Here is an 18,951-nt window from a genome sequence, read left to right as displayed (position 1 = left end):
ACCTTTTTCCAGGAGGCTGTGTTGGCCACGCTGAAGGACGTCGCTCGCCTGGCGGGCGTCTCGGTGAAGACCGTGTCGAACGTGGTCAACGGCTACTCGTTCGTGAAACCGGACAACCGCCGCCGCGTCGAGGAGGCGCTGGAGGCGACCGGCTACCGCCCCAACCTCGGCGCCCGCAACCTGCGCCGCGGCCGCACCGGCTTCATCGCCCTCGTCCTGCCCGAGCTCTCGATCCCCTACTTCGCGGAGCTGGCCGGCCTCGTCATCGCCGCGGCCCAGGAGCACGAGTGGAACGTGCTCATCGAGCAGACCTTCGGCACCCTCGCGGGCGAACGCTCGGCGCTCGCGTCCCTGGGCCCGCACCTCGTGGACGCCGCGATCCTCAGCCCGGAGGCGCTGCAGGACGACGACTTCCAGCTGTCGGTCCCCGCGGTCCTGCTCGGCGAGCACGCCGTCGACGTCCCGATCGACCGGGTCGGCATCGACAACGTGGCCGCCGCCCAGGCCGCCGTGAAGCACCTGATCTCCCTGGGCCGCACGCGCATCGCCGCGATCGGCGCCCACCCCCACCGGGGCACCGCCGCCCTGCGCCTGGAGGGCTACCGCACCGCCCTGGAGGAGGCCTCCCTGCCGTTCGTCGACGAGCTCGTCGTGCCGGCCCTGAACTACCACCGGGCCGACGGCGCCGCCGCGATGAAGTCGTTGCTGGACCTCCGCACCCCACCGGACGCCGTGTTCTGCTTCAACGACCTCCTCGCCATCGGTGCCATGCGAGCCGCCGCCGAACGCTTCGTGCGGGTGCCCTCAGACCTCGCCGTCGTCGGCTTCGACAACAACGAGGAAAGCGCCTACAGCTCCCCGTCCCTGACGTCCGTGGCCCCCGACAAGACCGCCATCGCCCGCGCCGCGGTCGACCTGCTGCACCGCCGCGTCGAGGCCCGTGACGACGCCCTGGAGGACGTCCAGACCCCGTTCTCCCTGCTGGTCAGGGAAAGCACCGTGGCCCGCTGACGTCCGGCCCGGACCACGACTACCGGCGCGCGTAGGCGTCGTAGGCGGCCTGGTCGAACAGCACGAACCTGATCAGGTCCAGCGGGGCGTCTTTCGTTGCCTCGTGGGCGGTTTCGGCGGCGTGTTCGACCGGCCACCGGTAGATGCCGGTGGAGATGGCGGGGAACGCGATGGTGCGCGCGCCGAGGTCCGCCGCCACCCGCAGGGAGTTGCGGTGGCAGGCGGCCAGGAGAGCGGAGCGGTCCTCGGTGGGTGAGTACACGGGACCCACGGTGTGCACGACCCAGCGCGCCCGGAGCCTGCCCGCGGTGGTGGCGACGGCTTGGCCGGTTTCGAGCCCACCGCCGTAGTGCCCCGCCCGGAGCTCGCGGCACTCGGCGAGGATCTCCGGGCCGCCCTTGCGGTGGATCGCGCCGTCCACGCCGCCGCCTCCCAGGAGGGAGGAGTTGGCGGCGTTGACGATCACGTCGACTTCCTGCTCGGTGATGTCGCCGAGGACGTACTCGATGGTGGCCACGTCCCCGATTGGATCACGACAACGGGCAGGTGGCCACGTCAGCGGGCCTCGGCAGCGTCGCCGAGGCCGGCGGCCGCACCCCGTCCAGCCACCGCTCCAACGCCACGAAAGCCGCCCGGTGGCAGGGCGCCAGCGGCCTCAACCGATCCGGGTGGGCGTCCACGAGCCCGTCGACGTGGGTCCCCTGCTCGACCCGGTAGTACCGGTGCAACCGGTCGGGCGTCATCTCCGCGTAGACGTCCGAGTCCTGACTGATCGGCAGCAGCACGTCATAGGTCCCGTGCACGGTCAGCAGAGGCCGCTTCACCTTCCCCGTCAACGCGACCCGCGACACCGCCGGCCCCGCGACCCGGCGGCGATCCGAGTACGAGTAGTCCGCATCGCAGGCGGGCGTCCCGGAAGCGCAGAACGGCACCCCCGCCTCCAGGGCCCCGTCGAAACCGGGGTCGAACTCCTCGCGGTAGATGCGTTGCGTCAGGTCCCAGTAGTAGCGGTGGTGGTAGTCCCACAGGAACTCCGTGCCGGCCGGGAAGCCCGCCGCCACCATCGCCTCGTGCGCGCCCGGTTCGCCCGCCAGGTAGGCCGGGTAGGCGCGGAGCACGGGAGGCAGGAACGTCAGCGGGTTCGGGCCCGCGACCGTCCACAGCGTCCCTTCCCAGTCCACGCCGCCGTCGTAGAGGTGCGGGCGGTTCTCCAACTGCCAGCGGACGAGGTAGCCGCCGTTGGAGATGCCGGTGGCGATGGTGCGGCGCGGGGCGCGGCCGTAGCGCTGGGACACGACTTTCTTCGCGGCGAGGGTCAGCTGGGTGAAGCGGTGGTTCCACTCCTCGATCGCCCGGCCGTCGCGGTAGAACTGGGCGCCGGTGTTGCCCTTGTCGGTGGAGGCGAAGGCGTAACCGCGGGAGAGGACCCAGTCGGAGATGGCGCGGTCGTTGGCGTACTGCTCACGGACGCCCGGTGCGCCGGTGACGACCAGGCCGCCGTTCCAGCGGTCCGGGAGCCTGACCACGAACTGGGAGTCGTGCCAGCCGTGGTTGGTGTTGGTGCGGGAGGTGTCCGGGAAGTAGCCGTCGATCTGGATCCCCGGGACGGCGCCGGGCACGGGCAGGGCGGCGCTCGTGAGGCCCGCCCAGTCGGCCGGGTCGGTGTGGCCGGTGGCGACCAGGCCCGTGGTCGTGAGGTCGGCGAGGTGGGTGAGCTGCTGGTGCTCGGCGCCGGGCACCGTCATCGCGGACGTCGGCGGGGTCAGCGCGAGCACCAGGACCAGGGGCAGCAACATAGCTGGTCAAGCTAGTGACGGCGGCCTTCCGGCGACATGGTTGCCTCCCACACAAGGCCCGCTTTGAAAGTGGTGTAGCCGAACAGGTCGAGCACCCGGCGCACCGGGGGCCGCAGGTGGTGCAGGTCGAACGACTTGCCGTTGCGGTGCGCGGCGCAGAGCAGGAGCAGCAGGGTGCGCAAGCCGCTCGCGGACAGGAACGTCACCTCGGCGAGGTCGACCTGCACGCGGTCGGTCGCGGTGTCCGTGATGCCGGGCAGCACGGCGGCGAAGAACACCTCGCAGGTCGTCATGTCCATCTCGCCTTGGCACGTGACCACGAATCGGGTGCCGGAGCGTTGCGCCCGCACGGCGAACGGGGTGGTGTCACAGGTGGTCATCGGACCTCGCCTCCCTGGACGGGACACCACCACTTCACCGCACCGGGGGGCCCGGTCGATAGCAGCGGGAACGAAGCGGCGACCGGGAAAACGAAGTGCCTCAGCCCGACCGCAGCGTCTTCGACGGCGCAACCCCGTACGCGGCGCGGTAGTGGGCCGCGAAGACACTCGGACGGGCGTAGCCCCAGCGTGCGGCGATCGCGGTGACGGTGCCGTTCGTCGCGCGCAGGTCGGCGTGCGCGCAGGAGAGGCGCACGCGCCGGAGGTAGGCCATCGGTGTCATGTCGAGGTGGTGGCGGAACGCGAGCTGGACCGCCCGGATCGACACCCGTGCGGCGCGGGCGATGTCGGCGGCGGTGATGTCGTTCGCGGCGTTGGCCTCGATGAACGCGATGGCGCGACGCACGGTCCGAGGGTGCGCGTCGCGCCGATCGGACGGCGCCGGGCCGCCGAGCGAGTTGTTCGGGAACGCGGCGAGCGTCGCCGACACCAGCAGGCGGGTCGCGTTGGCCGACACCAGCGGGTGGTCCCCGAACAGCGGCAGCACCTCGTCGCGCAGGTGCGCGCAGGTGGACCACCACGCGGCACCGGCCTCGGGCGAGAGGGGCCGGAAGCCCGCGAACCGGACGTCGTCGGCCACCTCGTCGACGACCGGCCGGGGCAGCGTGACCGTCGACAGCCGCGGGTCGAAGACCGCCCCGATGAACCCGCTGTCGGGTGGTGCCGTCAGGAACGACTCACCGGGCAGCCAGTAGCGGTCCTCGCCGCCCGAGCCGTAGTAGACCATCCCCGCGCCCGTGTGCCCGAAGACGTAGTTCTGCATCGGGTCGACGCTGACCTCGAGTCTGATGCTCCCGTGCAGCTCGTCGAACCTCATCTGCCCGTGTATCCGCGACGACATCCACATGTGCGGGTGCTCGATGCCGCGGTTGAGCCGCATCTGGCCGTAAGCGGCGTTCAACACCTCGTTGGCCGCGTCCAAGTCCGTCACCTCGACGACCTGCTCCACGCCCAGCACGATCCTCGCCCGCACCGGCGGTGTCCATCGCCAAGACGGACGGTTCCACCGGTACGGACGGTGACACCCCGCCGGCGCCGTCTGGCCCCTCAGATCCGGGCGGCGCGCCGAGGTCCATCCGAAGTGGACTCCCGGCGGCTGCTACCGGACCGACGCGAGCACGCCCGCGATCTCCTCCAGCAGCACGGTCTTGCGGCTGTTCGGCAGGAACGAGGCCAGCACAGCGTTCTCGGCCAGCCGGGCCACGTCCGCGTGGCCGAGTCCGAATGCCTCGGCCACGGCGACGTACTCGCCCTCCAGCGTGGCGCCGAAGAACGGCGGGTCGTCGGTGTTCAGCGTGACCACCACTCCGGCGTCGAGCATCCGCCGCACGGGGTGCGCCTCGATCGACGCCACCTGCCGCGTCCGGACGTTCGACGTCGGGCACACCTCCAGCGCGATCCCCTTGTGCACCAGGTGTTCCACCAGCGCCGGATCCTCGACGCAGCTCGTGCCGTGGCCGATCCGCTCGGCTCGCAGGTCCCGCACCGCCGACCAGACGGTCTCCGGGCCGGTGGTCTCCCCCGCGTGCGGCACGCTGTGCAGACCGGCTTCCCGCGCCGCGTCGAAGAAGGGCGCGAACTGGGCCCGGCCGACACCGGCCTCCGGTCCGCCGAGCCCGAAGGAGACCAGGCCCTCCGGACGTTCGGACAGCGCGAACGCGAGCGTCTCCCGTCCGGCGGCCAGGCCCTTCTCGCCCGGGATGTCGAAGCACCACGCCAGCTCGACCCCGAGCGCCGACGCCTCGGCGCGACCGGTCTGCAGGCCCGCCAGCACCTCGTCGCCGGACAGGCCGTCCACCAGGTGGTTGTACGGCGTCACGGTGACCTCGGCGTACCGCACGTTCTGCGCGGCCAGCTCACGGGCGAGGCCCACGACGAGGGTGTGGACGTCGTCGCGGCCCTTCAGCATCGACTGGACGGCCCAGAACACCCGCAGGAAGTGGTCGAAGTCCCGGAACGCGTAGAAGCGCTCCAGCTCGGCGCGGTCCGCCGGCACCCCGGCCTCCGGGTGGCGCCGGGCGAGTTCCAGGACGGTGTCGAGGCCGGCGGAGCCGACGAGGTGGACGTGCAGCTCGACTTTGGGCAGGGCGTGGACGAACGAACGCATGGCGAAGCTCCCTGGTGGGGCGGAGGTGAGGTGGCGGAGGAACGGGAGCGGCTCAGGGAGCGAGGTCGCCGCGTTCGGTGTCAGCGCCGTAGAGCGGCAGCTTGAAGTCCGTCACGGGCCCAACGTAGCAGCGCCGGGCGAAAGCGGTGGCGGCGTTCGCGCCCCGGTTGCACGCTGTGGCACGTGACCGGCGACGACGTGCTCGAGGTCTTGGGCGCTCTGCGGGCCTTCGACGTCCACGTCGGAGGTGGCTGGGGTGTCGACGCGCCGGCCGGCGAGCAGACGCGCCCGCACGACGACCTGGACCTGATGCACCGCGAGGAGCAGGAGCCGCGGGTCGTGGCGGCCCTGGCCGCGCTGGGGTTCACCGAAACGCTGTCGTGGCGGCCGGTGCGGTTCGTGGTCACCGACGGCCGGGGACGCGAGATCGACCTGCACCCGTTGCGGTTCGCGGAGGACGGCGGCGCCGAGCAGTCCTCGCTCACGCCCGGTGAGCCGTTCCGGTACCCGGCCGGGTGCTTCGTCACGGGCACGATCCTCGGCACCACCGTGCCGTGCCTGTCCGTCGAGCAGCAGTTGCGCTTCCACCAGGGCTACGAGCCGCGCGAGCGGGATCTGCACGACCTCGCGCTGCTGCGGGCGCTCGGCCGGAAAACTCGGTGGCGGCCGGGGCTACCGTGGCAGTCGTGAAGGGTTTCAACCCGAGCTTCGGTCCCGAAACGGCCAGGAACTACGACAACTCGCCCCGCGGCGACGAGGCGGAGACCGTCCGCTTCCTCGCGGGGTTCGGCGGCAGAGCGCTGGAGTTCGCGATCGGCACCGGCCGCATCGCGTTGCCGCTGCGGGAAAGCGGCGTCGAGGTGGACGGCGTCGAGCTCTCGCCGGACATGGTCGCCCGGATGCGGGAGAAACCCGGCGGCGAGGCGGTCGAGGTGGTGCTGGGCGACATGTCCACCGCCGGCACCGGCCGCACGTACCCGCTGGTGTACCTGGTCTTCAACACGATCACGAACCTCCTCACCCAGGACGACCAGGTCCGCTGCTTCGAGAACGCGGAGCGCCACCTCACGCCGGACGGCGTGTTCGTGGTCGAGTGCGGCCTGCCCGGCTGGGCCGCGCGGGACCGCCACCAGTTCGTCGACGTGGAGGCCGTCGAGGTCGACCACGTGCGCCTGGACGTCAACCGCTACGACCCCGTCACCCAGGTGCTCGACGAGAACCACGTGCACATCGGCGTCGACGGCATCCGGTTCGGCCCGATCCGGCAACGCCTGACCTACCCCGGCGAGTTCGACCTCATGGCGAGGATCGCGGGGCTGCGGCTGCGCGACCGGTGGGGTGGGTGGAACGGTGAGCCGTTCACAGCCGACAGCACGCGGCACGTGAGCGTCTACGAAAGAGCCGCGTGACGCCCTTGTACGGCAAGCGAGTTCCTCGCAGGTCGCGTCGAACGAGGTCAGCTTCTCCGTCCGCGGGCCTTGACAGCTCTAGGAGTTGAACGCTTCCAGAGCTTCGGCCTGGATCTGCTCGAACTGGGCCGCCATCGCCTCCGACAGCGCCTGAGCGCCGGACAACGGCCGCACCATCACGGTGAACTCGTCGATCAGCCCGTCGGCGTTCAGGTGCAGGAAGTCGCAGCCCTGGACCTCCTTGCCGCCGACCTCGGTCCGGAACACCAGCGCGTGGTTCGGGCCGTCGGTGATCACGCGCTCGTAGCGGAAGTTCTCGAAGACCCGCATGACGCCGCGCAGGATCGCCGCGGTGATGGGCTTGCCGGGGTACGGCTTGAACGCGACGGGACTGGTGAACACGACGTCGTCGGCCAGGCAGGCCGCCATCGCGTCGGTGTCGCGTGCTTCGACCGCTGTGCGGAATGCGTCCACGCCGGTTCCTCGCATACTCAACTTGTTGACTAGGTAGAGGCACCGTAACCTGCGGGTATGTCACTGCGCAACGCCGTGATGGCCGCCCTGCTCGACGGGGAGTCGTCCGGCTACGACCTGGCCAAGGCGTTCGACGCGTCCGTGGCGAACTTCTGGATGTGCACACCGCAGCAGCTCTACCGGGAGCTCGACCGCATGGAGGCGGACGGGCTCATCGCCGCCCGCGTGGTCGAGCAGGAGCGCCGGCCGAACAAGCGCCTGTTCTCCCTCACCGGCAAAGGGGCCGAGGAGCTGACGAGGTTCACGGCCGCACAGCACAAGCCCACCGCGATCCGCGACGAGCTGCTGGTCGCCGTGATGGCGGCGGACCGCGGCGACGTCGAGGCGGTGAAGGCGTCGATCACGCGACGCCGGCGGTGGGCGGAGGCGAAGGTCGAGCGGTACGAACGGCTGCGGGCCAAGCTGCTCGGCGGCCGGACCGAGCAGGAGTTCCTGGCCACGGCCGAGCGGGTCGGGCCCTACCTGACTTTGTTGCGCGGCCTGTCGTTCGAGCGGGACAACGTGCGGTGGTGTGCCCGGAGCCTCACCGTGCTGGAGCGGCGTGGTGCCCGGCTCGACGCGGCGACGTGAGGTTGAATCGGGCCCATGAACGGCATTTCGGTGTTGCAGGAGGCACTCAGCGCGCCCGCGGCGGAGGCGCGCGAACGGTTCGCGGGGCGGCTCAACGGCTACCTGGAGGGGTCGGACGTCGTGCACGCCGTGCGGCTGCAGGGCTGGCTCGGCCTCGAGGTGCCCGGCCCCGGCTGCCACGTCGGCACGGGCAGCTGGGACTTCACCCGCTTCAAGGCCACGACCTCACCGGTGACGTGCGGCCGGTGCCGCAGCGCCGGACTGCTCACCAGCTCGTTCACCGGGGGCCCGCACCAGCAGACGCTGGACCTCGAAGGCATCTAACCCCCGCAGGCGTCGTGGTTGCGCAGGATCATGCCGGTCAGCGCGGTCATGCCGAGCCGCTCGTAGTACGGCCGCAGGTCGTCGTCGCACACGAGGTCCACCGAGTACAGGTGCGCCGCCTCGGCCACCACCCGGCGCATCAGCTCGGTGCCGACGCCCTGCCCCTGGAACTCCGGCAGCACCTCGAGCCACGGGACGAACGCCGTCAGCACACCGTCGCTGATCATGGTGACGAAACCGACGACGGTGCCGCCGGAGCGTGCGACCACCACGCGGTAGCTCCCGCGCAGGACGGCGAGGTGCTGGGCGGGTGACGGCGGCTGGGGCCAGCCGACGAAGAACCCGGTGAGGTCGTCCTCGGTGAGGTCGCTGACATCGGTGGCGTAAGTGATCACCGTCGAATTGAACCAACTTCGTCGAACTCACGTGGGCTGGTTTCGCCGGCGTTCGACGCTAGGCTCCTGGTCATGGCCCTGCCGACCGCTCCGTTGCGCCGTGCGCGCTGTGCGGCTGTCGGCGTGGTCAACGGGACTCTGGCCGTGCTCGCCCACTCGGACGCGGACGGCGAGCTGCCCGACGCCGGGCTGGTGTTCTCGCTCGTCGGACTGCTCGCGTGGGCGACGAGCGGGTTCGCGAGGCACGAGCTGACGTGGACGAGGCTGCTCCTGCTGATCGGCGGCGGACAGGCCGCGATGCACGTCCTGGTGTCCCTCGCCGTGTCGCGGCACGAGCACCCCGCGAACCCGGCGCACATGATCGCGTCGCACGTCCTGGCCACCGCTCTGGCCGTGGCCCTGCTGGCCTTCGCGGAACGCACCGTGCTCGCACTGGCCCGTGCCGTCGCCTCCGTGTTGCCGCGCAGGCCCGTCCCGCTGCCCGCCAGCGCTCCCCTGGTCGTCGCCACTCCCGCACGCGTGCCGGCCACGACCGTCCTGCCCGCCGTGCTGTCGTGGCGCGGTCCTCCGGCTGAACAGGCCTGAAACCCCCCTCGCACAGAGCCGCTCGCGCAGCGGTCCTGCCCCTGTTCACGCCTCTTGGAGTTCCATGACCACCACATCCACTCCGCCGCGCGCGTCGTTCGCGTGGCGGGGGCTCTTCCTGCGCCTGCACTTCTACGCCGGTGTGCTCGTCGGACCGTTCATCCTGATCGCCTCGCTGACCGGCGTCCTGTACGCCCTGACCCCGCAGCTGGAGTCGTGGGTCTACTCCGACCAGCTCCGCGTTCCCGCCACCTCCCAGCAGCTCCCGCTGTCCCAGCAGGTCGACGCCGCGGTGGCGACGTCACCGCGGGGCTCGCTCGTCGCGGTGCGCCCCGCGCCCGAACCCGGTGCCACCACGCGGGTCCTGTTCGCCGAGGAGGGCCTCGGCGAGTCGGAACGCCGTGCGGTCTTCGTCGACCCCGGCACCGGCCGCGTCACCGGTGATCTCGTCGTCTACGGGAGCAGTGGCGTCCTACCGCTGCGCACGACGCTCGACCAGTTGCACCGCAACCTGATGCTCGGCGAGCCCGGTCGTCTCTACAGCGAGCTCGCCGCGTCGTGGCTGTGGGTCGTCGCCCTGGGCGGTCTCGTCCTGTGGATCTCCCGTGCGCGCAACAGCAAACGCGTCCGGACGCACGGTCTGATCGGCGTGTGGGTGCTCGCCGGAGCGTTGTTCCTGTCCGCCACCGGTCTCACGTGGTCGGCCTACGCGGGCGAGAACGTCGGCGTGCTCCGCGAGGCCGTGGGGTGGTCCACGCCGACGCTGCAGATCCCCGGCGGCAGCGGCGGTCACGGTGACCACACCGAGCACACCTCGACCGGAGGTGGGCACGGCGACATCGACGCGGTGCTGGGCTCGGCGCGGTCGTGGGGTGTCGACGCGGAGCTGGTCGAGATCGGCCTGCCCGCCACGCCCGACGGCGCCTGGAAGGTCGTCGAGATCGAGAAGGGCCTGCCCACCCAGGGCGACTCCGTGGCCGTTCAAGGCGACGCGGTCGTGGCGTCGGTGAGGTTCGACGACTTCCCGCTCGGCGCGAAGCTCACCAAGTGGGGGATCGACGCGCACATGGGCGTGCTGTTCGGCTGGCCCAACCAGCTGCTGTTGCTGCTCGTCGGCGGCGGCCTGGTGGCGCTGGTCGTGCTCGGCTACCGGATGTGGTGGAAGCGCAGGCCGACGAGCGGCTTCGGCCGCCCGACCCCGCGCGGCCAGTGGCGCAGGGCCCCGCGCGGCGCGCTGGCCGGTCTGGGCCTCGGCGCGCTGCTCGTCGGGTGGTTCGCGCCGCTGCTCGGGATCAGCCTCGTCGTCTTCCTCGTCGTCGACGTCCTGCTCGGCCGGCGCGCGAAAACGGCCTGACACAACGCAACGGTGGTGGCGCGACCCCGCGCCACCACCATCCACAGTGGACAAACCTTGCCTGAACTGGACATTTGCGGCATAGTGATGGCCAGGTGAGCCGGGAAGCCTGGTCGGCCCGCACGTCACACGCAGGTGGCGGCGGAGAGCCGACGAGGGGTGTCCTGATGACTCTCATTCCCCGCGCCATCCCCGCGATCAACGATCCCGAGGTCGTGCACGCGCTGGCCGCGCGCTGGCGCCGCGCCAGGACGTTGTTGCTGCTCTCCGCCGGCGTGCTGCCCGTCGCGATCGGCATCGTCTGCATCGTGCTGGCCGGCATGACGTCGGCCGGGCAGCAGATCATGCCGTGGTGGTCGGCCATCCCGGCCGTCGCCGCGGCGGCGTGCGCGTGCGCGTTGCTCTCGTGGTTGCGCCGCAACGGGTTGAGCGACCCGCACTCGTGGCTGCCCGCCACGACCCTGATGACGTCGGCGCAGCTCGTGCTCGGCGTCCTGCCCGGTTCCGGCATCGCGTTGCGGCTGAGCCCCGGTGCGGCGATCGCGGTGAAGGCGCTGTGCGCGGCCGGGGTGCTCGGCGCGGGATCCGCGAGCGCGCTGGCCCGGCTGGCCCACCGCTCGTTGCTCTCGGCGCCGGTGCTCGAACTGGGCTCGACGGCGTTCCCGCTCGTGCTGGCGGGGGACGGCACGCGACTCGTGATCGGCACCGACCGCGCCGACTGGACCACGCGCCACGGCGGCCGGGTCAACGCCGGGGTCTCGTTCGCCCGCGTCCAGCGCGTGACGGCGCACTCGCACGCGATCGTGCTGCACACCGCCTCCGGTTCGTGGACGGTTCCCGTGTCCGACCCGCTGACCGCGCAGGCGTTGCTGCGCCGCCGGATCGCGTGGTGGGAGGAGCGCCGCGACGCCGCCGCCGAGCGCGAGCAGCGCCGCTACCTCGACCTGGTGCAGTCGCTCGCGGCCGTCAGCGGTGCCGCGGCACGGGGCGGCATCAGCGTGACCGTCGACTCGAACGGCCTCACCACCGGCATCGAACTGAGCCCCGCCGTCCGCGACCTCGACCCGCAGGTGCTCTCGGCGCAACTCATGGCGTGCGTGCAGAAGGCACGGGCCGACGCGCGCAGACAGGTGCAGGACCTGGTGCTCGCCCACGCCGACACCGAGATGTCGAAAGCCAGCCACTAGTCGGTTGTCCCGTCCCGGTCCGCCTGCCTACGTTCTGCTGGACCTTCGGAGATGGGGGAACGACTTGCGCAGACGTGACTTCTTCGCCGCGGCGGCCGGGGTCGCCGCTGTCGTGGCCAGCCCCGCGAGCGCGCTCGCGGCGACGGGACGACGACCGGGCGCCTCGCAGGCACCGGACCTCGACCTCGGCGACTTCCCGGTCGTGGCGAGGGTTCGGGCGCGCAGGGCGCTCGAACACCTCGAGGTGCTGAGCGACCGGATCGGGCCGCGCATCGGCGGCACCGAGTCCGAGCACCGGGCCCGCGACTACCTCGTCCGCGAGCTCGAGGCGTTGCGGTACCAGGTGACGACGCAGCCGTTCACCGTGCCGGACAAGTACCTCGCCGAGATCAACGGCCGGTGGCAGTCGGGCGCCTCGCGGTTCGGCGCGCTCGGGGTGACCGTCAAGGCCCCGTTCGTCGAGGTGGTGGACGGCCGGCTGCCGGACCTGACCGGCAAGATCGCCTTCTACGTCAACGCCCCCGCCGGCTCCGGCCCCACGCACGCGGCGATCGAACGCGGTGCCGTGGCGGTGGTCCTCGGCAGGATCTCCGCGACCGCGATCAAGTCCAGCGCCTTCTCCCCCACCCTCGACCGCAACGTCGCGGTTCCGGTGATCGGACTCGCCCAGGTGCACACGGAGAAGCTGCGCGCCCAGGGTTCCGGCGAGCTGACGATCACCACGACGCACCACCCGAACCTGACCTCCTACAACGTGATCGCCGACCGGCCGCCGACGTTCCCGTGGCGGGACAACGGGGTCGTGATGGTGACGGCGCACTACGACAGCGTGCCGGGCTCACCGGGCGCCAACGACGACGGCAGCGGCACCGTGCTGTGCCTGGAACTCGCGCGCGTGCTGCGTCATCTGCCGACGAACAAGGCGTTGCGGTTCGCGTTGTGGGGCTCGGAGGAACAGGGCCTGCTCGGGTCGCGGCACTACGTCTCGCAGCTCCCGCCCGAGGAGATCGCGCGGATCAAGGGCGTGTTCCAGAACGACATGGTCGCCACCAGCCACGACCCGGCGACGGCGTACTGGTTGCTGTCCGTCGACGGCGCCGACAACGCGACCACGGCGGCGGTGCGCGCCGCCGCTCAACGCCTCGGCTACGACCCGCGGGTGCACGGGCCGGTGGCGCGCGGGTCGAGCGACCACGTGCCGTTCCACGAGAAGGGCCTGGCGTCGGCGAACTTCAGCTGGCGCGGTGAGGGCGGGCCGGCGCAGCTCGAACCGATCTACCACACGCCGGAGGACACGATCCGCGACAACATCAGCCTGGAGCGGCTGCAGGTGTCGCTGGAGCTGATCGGCGCGGCGGCCTACCGGCTGGCCAGCCGGCGGTAGGCCCGTCCCGCAGGTCTCGTCCGCGGCAGCCGCGGCCTAGGAGGTCGGGGCCGTCAGCTCGTCGAGCACGCGGTCCCGCAGCCACGCGGCGAAATCGTCGGGCGGCAGCGGCCTGCTCAGGCAGTACCCCTGCACGATGTCGCAGCCCAGGGCGGCGAGGGCGCTCCACGTCTCCTCGTCCTCGACGCCCTCGGCCACGACCTCCAGCTCGAGGTTCTGCGCGAGCCCGAGCAACGAGCGGGTGATCGCGCCGCTGGACGGGTCCGTGCGCATGTTCGTGGTGAACGACCGGTCGATCTTCATCTCGTGCACGGGCATCGTGCGCAGGTAGGCGATGGACGAGTAGCCGGTGCCGAAGTCGTCGATCGACAGCCGCACGCCCAGCTCCCGCAGCTTCGTCAGCACGTCGCTCGCGCGGATCGGGTCGGCGATGATCGCGCTTTCGGTGATCTCCAGGGTCAGCGCGGAGGCGGGGCGGCCGTGGCGGGCGAGCAGGCCCGCGACCTGGTCGGGGAACGTCGTGTCGTGCAGGCACTGGGCCCCGACGTTGACCGAGACGGGCACGTCCCAGCCGGTGAGGTGCCAGGCGTGGCACTGCGCGAGCGCGTGGTCGAGCACGTACCGGGTGAGCGGCTCGATCAGGCCGGTCTCCTCGGCGGCGGGGATGAACCGGTCGGGGCCGAGCAGGCCGAAGCGCGGGTGCTGCCAGCGGCACAGGACCTCGGCGCCGCAGACAGCGCCGGTGCGCGCGTCGGCCTTGGGCTGGTAGTGCAGGACGAGCTCGGCCTGGTCGATGGCGCGGCGCAGGTCGCTGATCACGGTGAGCTGGGCGGTGCCGTGCACGTCGAGGCCCGGTTCGTAGACCGACGTGCCGAGCCGGGCGCGCTTGGCCGCGTACATGGCGATGTCGGCGTGCTTGAGCAGCTCGTGGACGTCCGCCGAGTCGGCCGGGTACATCGCGACGCCGATGCTGCAGCCGACGTCGACCGACAGCCCGTCCAGGTCGAAGGCGTCCTCCAGCGCCCGGTGCACGCGTTCGGCGACCACCAGGGCGTTCACCGGTGAGCTCACCATCGGCAGCAGCACCGCGAACTCGTCGCCGCCCAGGCGCGCCACCGTGTCGACGTCCCGGACGGCCGCGGTCAGGCGGTTCGCGACGTGCTGGAGCAGCCGGTCGCCGAACGCGTGGCCGAGGGTGTCGTTGATCGGCTTGAAGCGGTTCAGGTCGATGAGGAACAGGCCGAGCGGGTCGCCCGTCCGGTCGGAGCGCCCGATGGCCTGCTGGGCGCGCTGCACGAGCAGCGTGCGGTTCGCGAGGCCGGTCAGCGCGTCGTGCATCGCCTCGTGCTCGCTCCTGGCCGCTTGCCGCAGGATCTGCCGCCGGTGCCCGAGCAACACCACCCCGCACAACCCCACCAGGCCCAGGTCGACGATGAACGCGATGACCGCGGCGAACCGCAGCCGCCCGTTCTGGCCTTCCGCGGACCGCAGGTAGTCGGTGGTCTCCAGGCGCTTGAGCTGCACGACCGCGGAGAGCTGCTTGCGCAACGACACGAGCGTGAGCTCGGCCTGGTCGGCCTTCTGGAACGCGGTGGTCGTGTCCCCGCGGTCGCCCGCGGCGACCGTCTCGCGCAGCAGGGCCGAGTAGTCGCCGTAGAGGTCGCCGACGATCGCCGCGGCCCGCACGTCGGCCGTGCCGCCGTGGTCCTCGAGCCACCGCAGGCTCTCCTCCGCGGCGCCGGCGGCGTTCGCCACGGGCTGGCGCATCACGGGTGTGCCGGAGCGCAGGTAGTCGACGAGGGCGTGGTCGGCGACGTCGACGTTCTGCACCACCAGACCCCACCGGTCGCTGATCTCGTTGAGCTCGTGCAGGTGTCTGGCGGCGCGCTGCATGCTCAGGCTCGTCCACAGCGCGAGACCCGCCAGCGCGGCGAGACCGATCGTCAGGCTGATGACGGTCGTCTGCACGGTGGTGCGGGACTCGACCCAGTTGGACAGCATCTATCGGCGCCTCACTCGGACATCGCTTTCCGACGAAGGTGCTATTGGTACGCAGCCAAAGGAGTGCACGCAAGCCGACACAGCCGTCGGCCGTGCACTAACCTCAACGGCTTTCCGGGACCAACTGATGGGGCCTTCTCGATGACCCGTGTCGCCCACGTCGTCCTGCCTGCGGTTTTGCTCGCGGTGACGGGGGTGGGCGGATGCGGTCCCGCACAGACGTCCGATGACCCGCCCACAATCGGGTTCCTGGCGCAGAACAACAGCCGCGACTTCTCCCGGGAGATTAGCGAGGGCTTCCGGGCGGGCGTGCGGATCGCGGGCGGCGTCAACGCCGAGATCACCGGGCCGGACACGCACGACGGCCTCAAGCAGGTCGAGCTCCTCGAGGGCCTGGCCGCGCGCGCCAAGGGCGGCATCGGCGTGTCCGCGGTGGCGCCGGAGCTGGTCGCCGAGCCGGTGGCGCAGGTCGTGGAGCAGGGCATTCCGGTGATGGCGGTCGCGGGCGGGCAGGTCGCGCCCGGCAGCAGGGTCAAGCTCATGATCGAGAACGACAGCTTCGAGCTCGGCGCGATGCTCGCGGACGCCACGGCCGACCGGCTGCCGCCCGACGCCGCCGGCAAGGTCGTGATCGGCAGCAACTCCCCCGGCATGCCCGCGCTCGACCAGCGGGCGCTCGGGATGAGGTCCCGGCTGGCCGAACGGTTGCCGAAGCTGCAGGTGCTCGGCCCGCTCGACACCGGGCGCGACCTGACGACGAACCTCGCCACGTGGCGGCGGCTGGCCGACGCGAACCCCGACGCCCTCGTGCTGCTGGGCGCGGGGGACGTGGACGCGATCAACCTCGCGGCCGTGCACGCGGAGAAGAACGCGAAGTGGCTGGCCGCGGCGTTCAGCATCGACGCGAAGGCGTTGCAGGGCGTCAAGGACGGTCACCTGTTCGCGACGATCTCCGCCGAGCACTTCCTCAAGGGCGCGGTGTCCGGCTGGATGCTCGCCCAGCACGCCAAGAGCGGTCGCAAGCTGCCGGAGGGCTGGTTCGTCGCGCCGGGTCTGCTGGTGCGGGCGTCCAACGTGGACGAGATCATCCGCCGCCAGTCCAGCGAGGCGACCCGGATGGAGGCGGCGCGGCCGCGGATCGACGAGCTGACCGCGAACCCGCTCGAGCACCTCCGCCCACTGGACCAGGCTCGCTGAGCCAGCCGGCGCAGCGGCACGTCCACGCGGTGACAGGCGGCGGAGGCGTCGGCGAGCATGGCGGCGATCCCTGCCTTTGGAGGCCGCATGATCAACCGCCGGACCCTCACCAAGACACTCGGCGTGGCACTGGCCGCGACCGCCACGACCGGCGTCGCGAGCGCGGAGGGCGAGGACCCGCAGCGCCGCCGCTACCTCGTCCGCGGTGGCGCCGTCGTCACCGTCGACCCCGCGCTGGGAGTGCTCCCGCGCGCGGACGTCCTGATCGACGACGGCGTGATCGCCGGAGTCGGCCGCGACCTGGACGCCCGTGACGCGAAGGTCGTGGACGCCACCGACATGATCGTCCTGCCCGGCTTCGTCAACACCCACTTCCACATGTGGAGCGCGCTCGGCCGCAACTTCGTGGCCGACGGGTTCCCCTACTTCGCGGCGAAGCGGGCGACGTCCACGTTGTACGACGCCGAAGACGTCCACCGCAGCGTCCTGCTCGGACTGGCCGAACTGGCGAACGCGGGTGTGACGACCGTGCACAACTGGTCCAACAACACACGCTCCCCCGCGCACGCCGACGCAGAGTTGCGGGCGCACCGAGACGGTCTGCTGCGCGCACGGTTCTCGTATGGACACGTGGACCAGATGCCGCGTGACGTGCCGATGGACTTCACGGACGTGGACCGCGTGCGGCAGCAGTACTTCTCCGCGGGCAGCGCGTTCGACGGGCTGGTGCACCTGGGCGTCGCGGTCCGCGGGCTCTCCCAGAGCGCGGAGCCGGCGTTCTTCGCGGACATGGACGCCGCGGTGCGGCGCGGCCTTCCGATCGCGATCCACGCCGGACAGGCGCCGCCGCGGATCGTGGACGCCGCGGACTACGAGCGACGCGGCTGGCTGGGCCCGCGGACGTTGCTGACGCACTACGTGACGGCGCTGGACGACGACATGGAGGTCATGGCCCGCACCGGCACGCCGCTGAGCTGGTCCCCGCACTCGGAGTTCCGGCTCGGCACGGCGGGCGACCCGCGTGACGCGCTGCTGCGGTTCCGCAGGGCCGGGGTGACGGTGTCGCTGTCCTCGGACGCCACGTCCATCGCGCCGTCGGACATGTTCGAGGCGATGCGGCTCGTCTGGAACACCGGGATCCCTTGGCAGGGCACGCCGTCCGCGGTTTTACCGGAGGTCGGCTTCCGGGAGGTCCTGCGGATGGCGACGCTGAACGGCGCCCGCGCGCTCGGCCTCGGCGACGTCACCGGGTCGATCACCGCCGGCAAGCGGGCGGACGTCGTCCTCGTGCGCACGAACGACGTCAACCTCGCTCCGGGCGGGCTGGTCGAGACGACACTGGTGCAGGCGGCGAACCCCGCCAACGTCGACACCGTCTTCTCGGACGGCCGGATCGTCAAGCGCGGCGGGCGGCTGGTGGCCTACGACGTCGACCGGATCGTGCGGGACGCGCGCACTTCCTCGCTGCGCATCCGCACGTCCGCCGGCGGCATCCTCACGCCGCCGAGCTGACCCGCTCGCGGTGTCCGGCGCCGTGGGAGCCGAGCTCCGGACGGGCGTGTCAGAACGTCCAGACCGCGCGCGTGCCCGGGCCGACGACCAGCGTGGACGTGCCCAGCTGCTCGACGTGCCGCGCCACCGCGCGGTTCAGCTCGAAGTCGACCCGCTTGAGCCCCGTCCTCCCGGGCGGCGCCTCGTCGAACCGCATCGTCGTCCCCCCGCGCGTGGCGACGACGGACTCGGGCCCGACCCGGAGTGCGAACCCGCCCGCGCGCAGCAGCGGCACGGTGTCGGCCAGGTCCCGCTCGGTGACGGCGAGGCGGATGAACGTGACGTCCCGCATCAGCTTGTCCCGGTACACGTCCGGCAGGTACCGCTCGCGGGTCACGTCACCGGGGAACCGAGCGGGCTCGACCTCGCTGCGCGGGTCGTCGAGGTACTCCTGCCGGTACTCCATCGCCCACGCCCCGAACCGCTGGTACTTGTGGACGAGGTACACGGAGTCGAACCACGGCACGGGCTTGCCGTCCCCGAAGTCGCGGGTCTGCGTGAAGTCGATCGGCTCGGCCCCGGCCCCGCGCAACCGGACCTTGAGCGCCTCGACGTCGCCGTCCCGCTCGGTCGAGAGCCCCAGCCCCGCGGCCCCGGGCTCACCGTCCTGCCCGGGAACGTCGCCGCGCCCGAAGACCTCGAGGTACGTCTCCCGGCCGCGGAGGTAGCGCCCCGTCCACACCTTGCCGTCGGCTCCCGTGGTGGTGCGCACCTCGAAGTCGGCGAAGTCCCTGAGGTACGCCGACCGCTCCACGGCGTCCGCGGTGGCGCGGTCGAAAGTGCCCCAGACGTGGTTGTAGAACAGCAACTGCCGCTCCGCGGCCCACACGGGACCCGCGCCGGACACGACCAGCAGACCGGTCAAGATCATGCACACCACCCGTCGGATCCCCATGGATTCGATCGTAGGACGCACCCGCTCAAGCCAGACTCAAGTCAGGTGGAGGGGAACTCGTACCGACACCGCCCGGTGGACGGTCCTGGCCCCGTTGCCGCAGGCAGCGACGGCAGGCCGGGACCTGCTGACCGACACGATCCGCAGGCTCACCCCGGCGGCGGTCACCGCCGAGCTCCTGCGGGAGATCGGCGACCACCACGACCTGACC

Annotated in this window: 20 protein-coding genes; 11 read left to right on the top strand and 9 right to left on the bottom strand. The window is 71.6% G+C overall.

From position 1 onward, the window contains the following. Nucleotides 1-18: 18 nt before the first annotated feature. A complete protein-coding gene (locus tag V1227_RS01735; RefSeq protein ID WP_329790630.1) occupies nt 19-1,011 on the top strand; it encodes a LacI family DNA-binding transcriptional regulator in 993 nt (330 codons plus the stop codon). Between the two features lie 19 nt (nt 1,012-1,030). Here the strand turns inward: V1227_RS01735 and V1227_RS01730 are convergent, their stop codons facing one another. From V1227_RS01730 to add, 5 genes are all read right to left on the bottom strand, one after another. Then, nucleotides 1,031-1,528 (bottom strand): O-acetyl-ADP-ribose deacetylase, encoded by a 498-nt coding sequence (locus tag V1227_RS01730; RefSeq protein ID WP_442916441.1) that lies wholly within the window; start codon nt 1,526-1,528, stop codon nt 1,031-1,033. 13 nt (nt 1,529-1,541) lie between these two features. Next, nucleotides 1,542-2,807 carry a tannase/feruloyl esterase family alpha/beta hydrolase gene (locus tag V1227_RS01725; RefSeq protein WP_329790629.1) on the bottom strand — a complete coding sequence of 422 codons (1,266 nt, stop codon included), beginning with the start codon at nt 2,805-2,807 and terminating at the stop codon, nt 1,542-1,544. Between the two features lie 11 nt (nt 2,808-2,818). Then, the gene (locus V1227_RS01720; protein WP_329790628.1) at nt 2,819-3,187 is read right to left on the bottom strand and encodes an STAS domain-containing protein; all 369 of its coding nucleotides are present in this window, start codon (nt 3,185-3,187) and stop codon (nt 2,819-2,821) included. Nucleotides 3,188-3,287: 100 nt separating this feature from the next. Further along, the gene (locus tag V1227_RS01715) at nt 3,288-4,220 is read right to left on the bottom strand and encodes a helix-turn-helix transcriptional regulator (RefSeq protein WP_329790627.1); all 933 of its coding nucleotides are present in this window, start codon (nt 4,218-4,220) and stop codon (nt 3,288-3,290) included. 126 nt (nt 4,221-4,346) lie between these two features. Continuing rightward, nucleotides 4,347-5,354 carry an adenosine deaminase gene (add, locus tag V1227_RS01710; RefSeq protein ID WP_329790626.1) on the bottom strand — a complete coding sequence of 336 codons (1,008 nt, stop codon included), beginning with the start codon at nt 5,352-5,354 and terminating at the stop codon, nt 4,347-4,349. Between the two features lie 183 nt (nt 5,355-5,537). On the opposite strand from add, the gene V1227_RS01705 reads away from it, so the two are divergent. Beyond that, on the top strand, nt 5,538-6,044 hold the full coding sequence (locus tag V1227_RS01705) for a nucleotidyltransferase domain-containing protein (RefSeq protein WP_329790625.1): 507 nt from the start codon (nt 5,538-5,540) through the stop codon (nt 6,042-6,044). Further along, the gene (locus V1227_RS01700; RefSeq protein ID WP_329790624.1) at nt 6,041-6,763 is read left to right on the top strand and encodes a class I SAM-dependent DNA methyltransferase; all 723 of its coding nucleotides are present in this window, start codon (nt 6,041-6,043) and stop codon (nt 6,761-6,763) included. The genes V1227_RS01705 and V1227_RS01700 overlap by 4 nt, the downstream gene beginning before the upstream one ends. A 78-nt stretch (nt 6,764-6,841) precedes the next feature. On the opposite strand, the gene V1227_RS01695 is transcribed toward V1227_RS01700, so the two are convergent. Next, nucleotides 6,842-7,237: a nuclear transport factor 2 family protein gene (locus tag V1227_RS01695; protein ID WP_236221292.1), complete on the bottom strand. Its 396-nt coding sequence runs from the start codon at nt 7,235-7,237 to the stop codon at nt 6,842-6,844. Nucleotides 7,238-7,294: 57 nt separating this feature from the next. On the opposite strand from V1227_RS01695, the gene V1227_RS01690 reads away from it, so the two are divergent. Together V1227_RS01690 and V1227_RS01685 are read left to right on the top strand one after the other, a co-directional pair. Next, nucleotides 7,295-7,867: a PadR family transcriptional regulator gene (locus V1227_RS01690; RefSeq protein WP_329790623.1), complete on the top strand. Its 573-nt coding sequence runs from the start codon at nt 7,295-7,297 to the stop codon at nt 7,865-7,867. A 15-nt stretch (nt 7,868-7,882) separates the two neighbouring features. Then, a complete protein-coding gene (locus tag V1227_RS01685; protein ID WP_329790622.1) occupies nt 7,883-8,191 on the top strand; it encodes a hypothetical protein in 309 nt (102 codons plus the stop codon). Here the strand turns inward: V1227_RS01685 and V1227_RS01680 are convergent. Beyond that, complete coding sequence (locus V1227_RS01680) at nt 8,188-8,586, bottom strand: GNAT family N-acetyltransferase (RefSeq protein ID WP_329790621.1); 399 nt, start codon at nt 8,584-8,586, stop codon at nt 8,188-8,190. The two genes, V1227_RS01685 and V1227_RS01680, sit on opposite strands and share 4 nt — an antisense overlap. Nucleotides 8,587-8,658: 72 nt before the next feature. Between V1227_RS01680 and V1227_RS01675 the strand changes: the two genes are divergently transcribed. The 4 genes from V1227_RS01675 to V1227_RS01660 all read left to right on the top strand — a co-directional run bounded on the left by V1227_RS01675 (nt 8,659) and on the right by V1227_RS01660 (nt 13,096). Then, nucleotides 8,659-9,171 carry a hypothetical protein gene (locus V1227_RS01675; RefSeq protein ID WP_329790620.1) on the top strand — a complete coding sequence of 171 codons (513 nt, stop codon included), beginning with the start codon at nt 8,659-8,661 and terminating at the stop codon, nt 9,169-9,171. Nucleotides 9,172-9,235: 64 nt separating this feature from the next. Beyond that, a complete protein-coding gene (locus tag V1227_RS01670; RefSeq protein ID WP_329790619.1) occupies nt 9,236-10,525 on the top strand; it encodes a PepSY-associated TM helix domain-containing protein in 1,290 nt (429 codons plus the stop codon). Between the two features lie 167 nt (nt 10,526-10,692). Further along, the gene (locus V1227_RS01665) at nt 10,693-11,712 is read left to right on the top strand and encodes a YbaB/EbfC family nucleoid-associated protein (RefSeq protein WP_329790618.1); all 1,020 of its coding nucleotides are present in this window, start codon (nt 10,693-10,695) and stop codon (nt 11,710-11,712) included. Between the two features lie 64 nt (nt 11,713-11,776). Next, on the top strand, nt 11,777-13,096 hold the full coding sequence (locus V1227_RS01660) for a M28 family peptidase (protein WP_329790617.1): 1,320 nt from the start codon (nt 11,777-11,779) through the stop codon (nt 13,094-13,096). 36 nt (nt 13,097-13,132) lie between these two features. On the opposite strand, the gene V1227_RS01655 is transcribed toward V1227_RS01660, so the two are convergent. Beyond that, nucleotides 13,133-15,097, bottom strand: coding sequence for a putative bifunctional diguanylate cyclase/phosphodiesterase (locus V1227_RS01655; protein ID WP_329790616.1), 1,965 nt, complete (start codon nt 15,095-15,097; stop codon nt 13,133-13,135). Nucleotides 15,098-15,238: 141 nt separating this feature from the next. Between V1227_RS01655 and V1227_RS01650 the strand changes: the two genes are divergently transcribed. Together V1227_RS01650 and V1227_RS01645 are read left to right on the top strand one after the other, a co-directional pair. Continuing rightward, nucleotides 15,239-16,294, top strand: coding sequence for a sugar ABC transporter substrate-binding protein (locus tag V1227_RS01650; protein ID WP_329790615.1), 1,056 nt, complete (start codon nt 15,239-15,241; stop codon nt 16,292-16,294). 87 nt (nt 16,295-16,381) lie between these two features. Next, entirely contained in the window at nt 16,382-17,806 is a 1,425-nt protein-coding gene (locus V1227_RS01645; protein ID WP_329790614.1) for an amidohydrolase family protein, read from the top strand. Between the two features lie 49 nt (nt 17,807-17,855). On the opposite strand, the gene V1227_RS01640 is transcribed toward V1227_RS01645, so the two are convergent. Continuing rightward, entirely contained in the window at nt 17,856-18,740 is an 885-nt protein-coding gene (locus tag V1227_RS01640; RefSeq protein WP_329790613.1) for a DUF5829 family protein, read from the bottom strand. Between the last annotated feature and the right edge of the window lie 211 nt (nt 18,741-18,951).

Origin of the sequence: Lentzea sp. DG1S-22 (assembly GCF_036321065.1) — a bacterium.
Lineage (GTDB): Bacteria > Actinomycetota > Actinomycetes > Mycobacteriales > Pseudonocardiaceae > Lentzea > Lentzea jiangxiensis.
The sequence above is the reverse complement of the archived record's forward strand: the minus strand, read 5'-3'. Positions and strand labels throughout refer to the sequence as shown.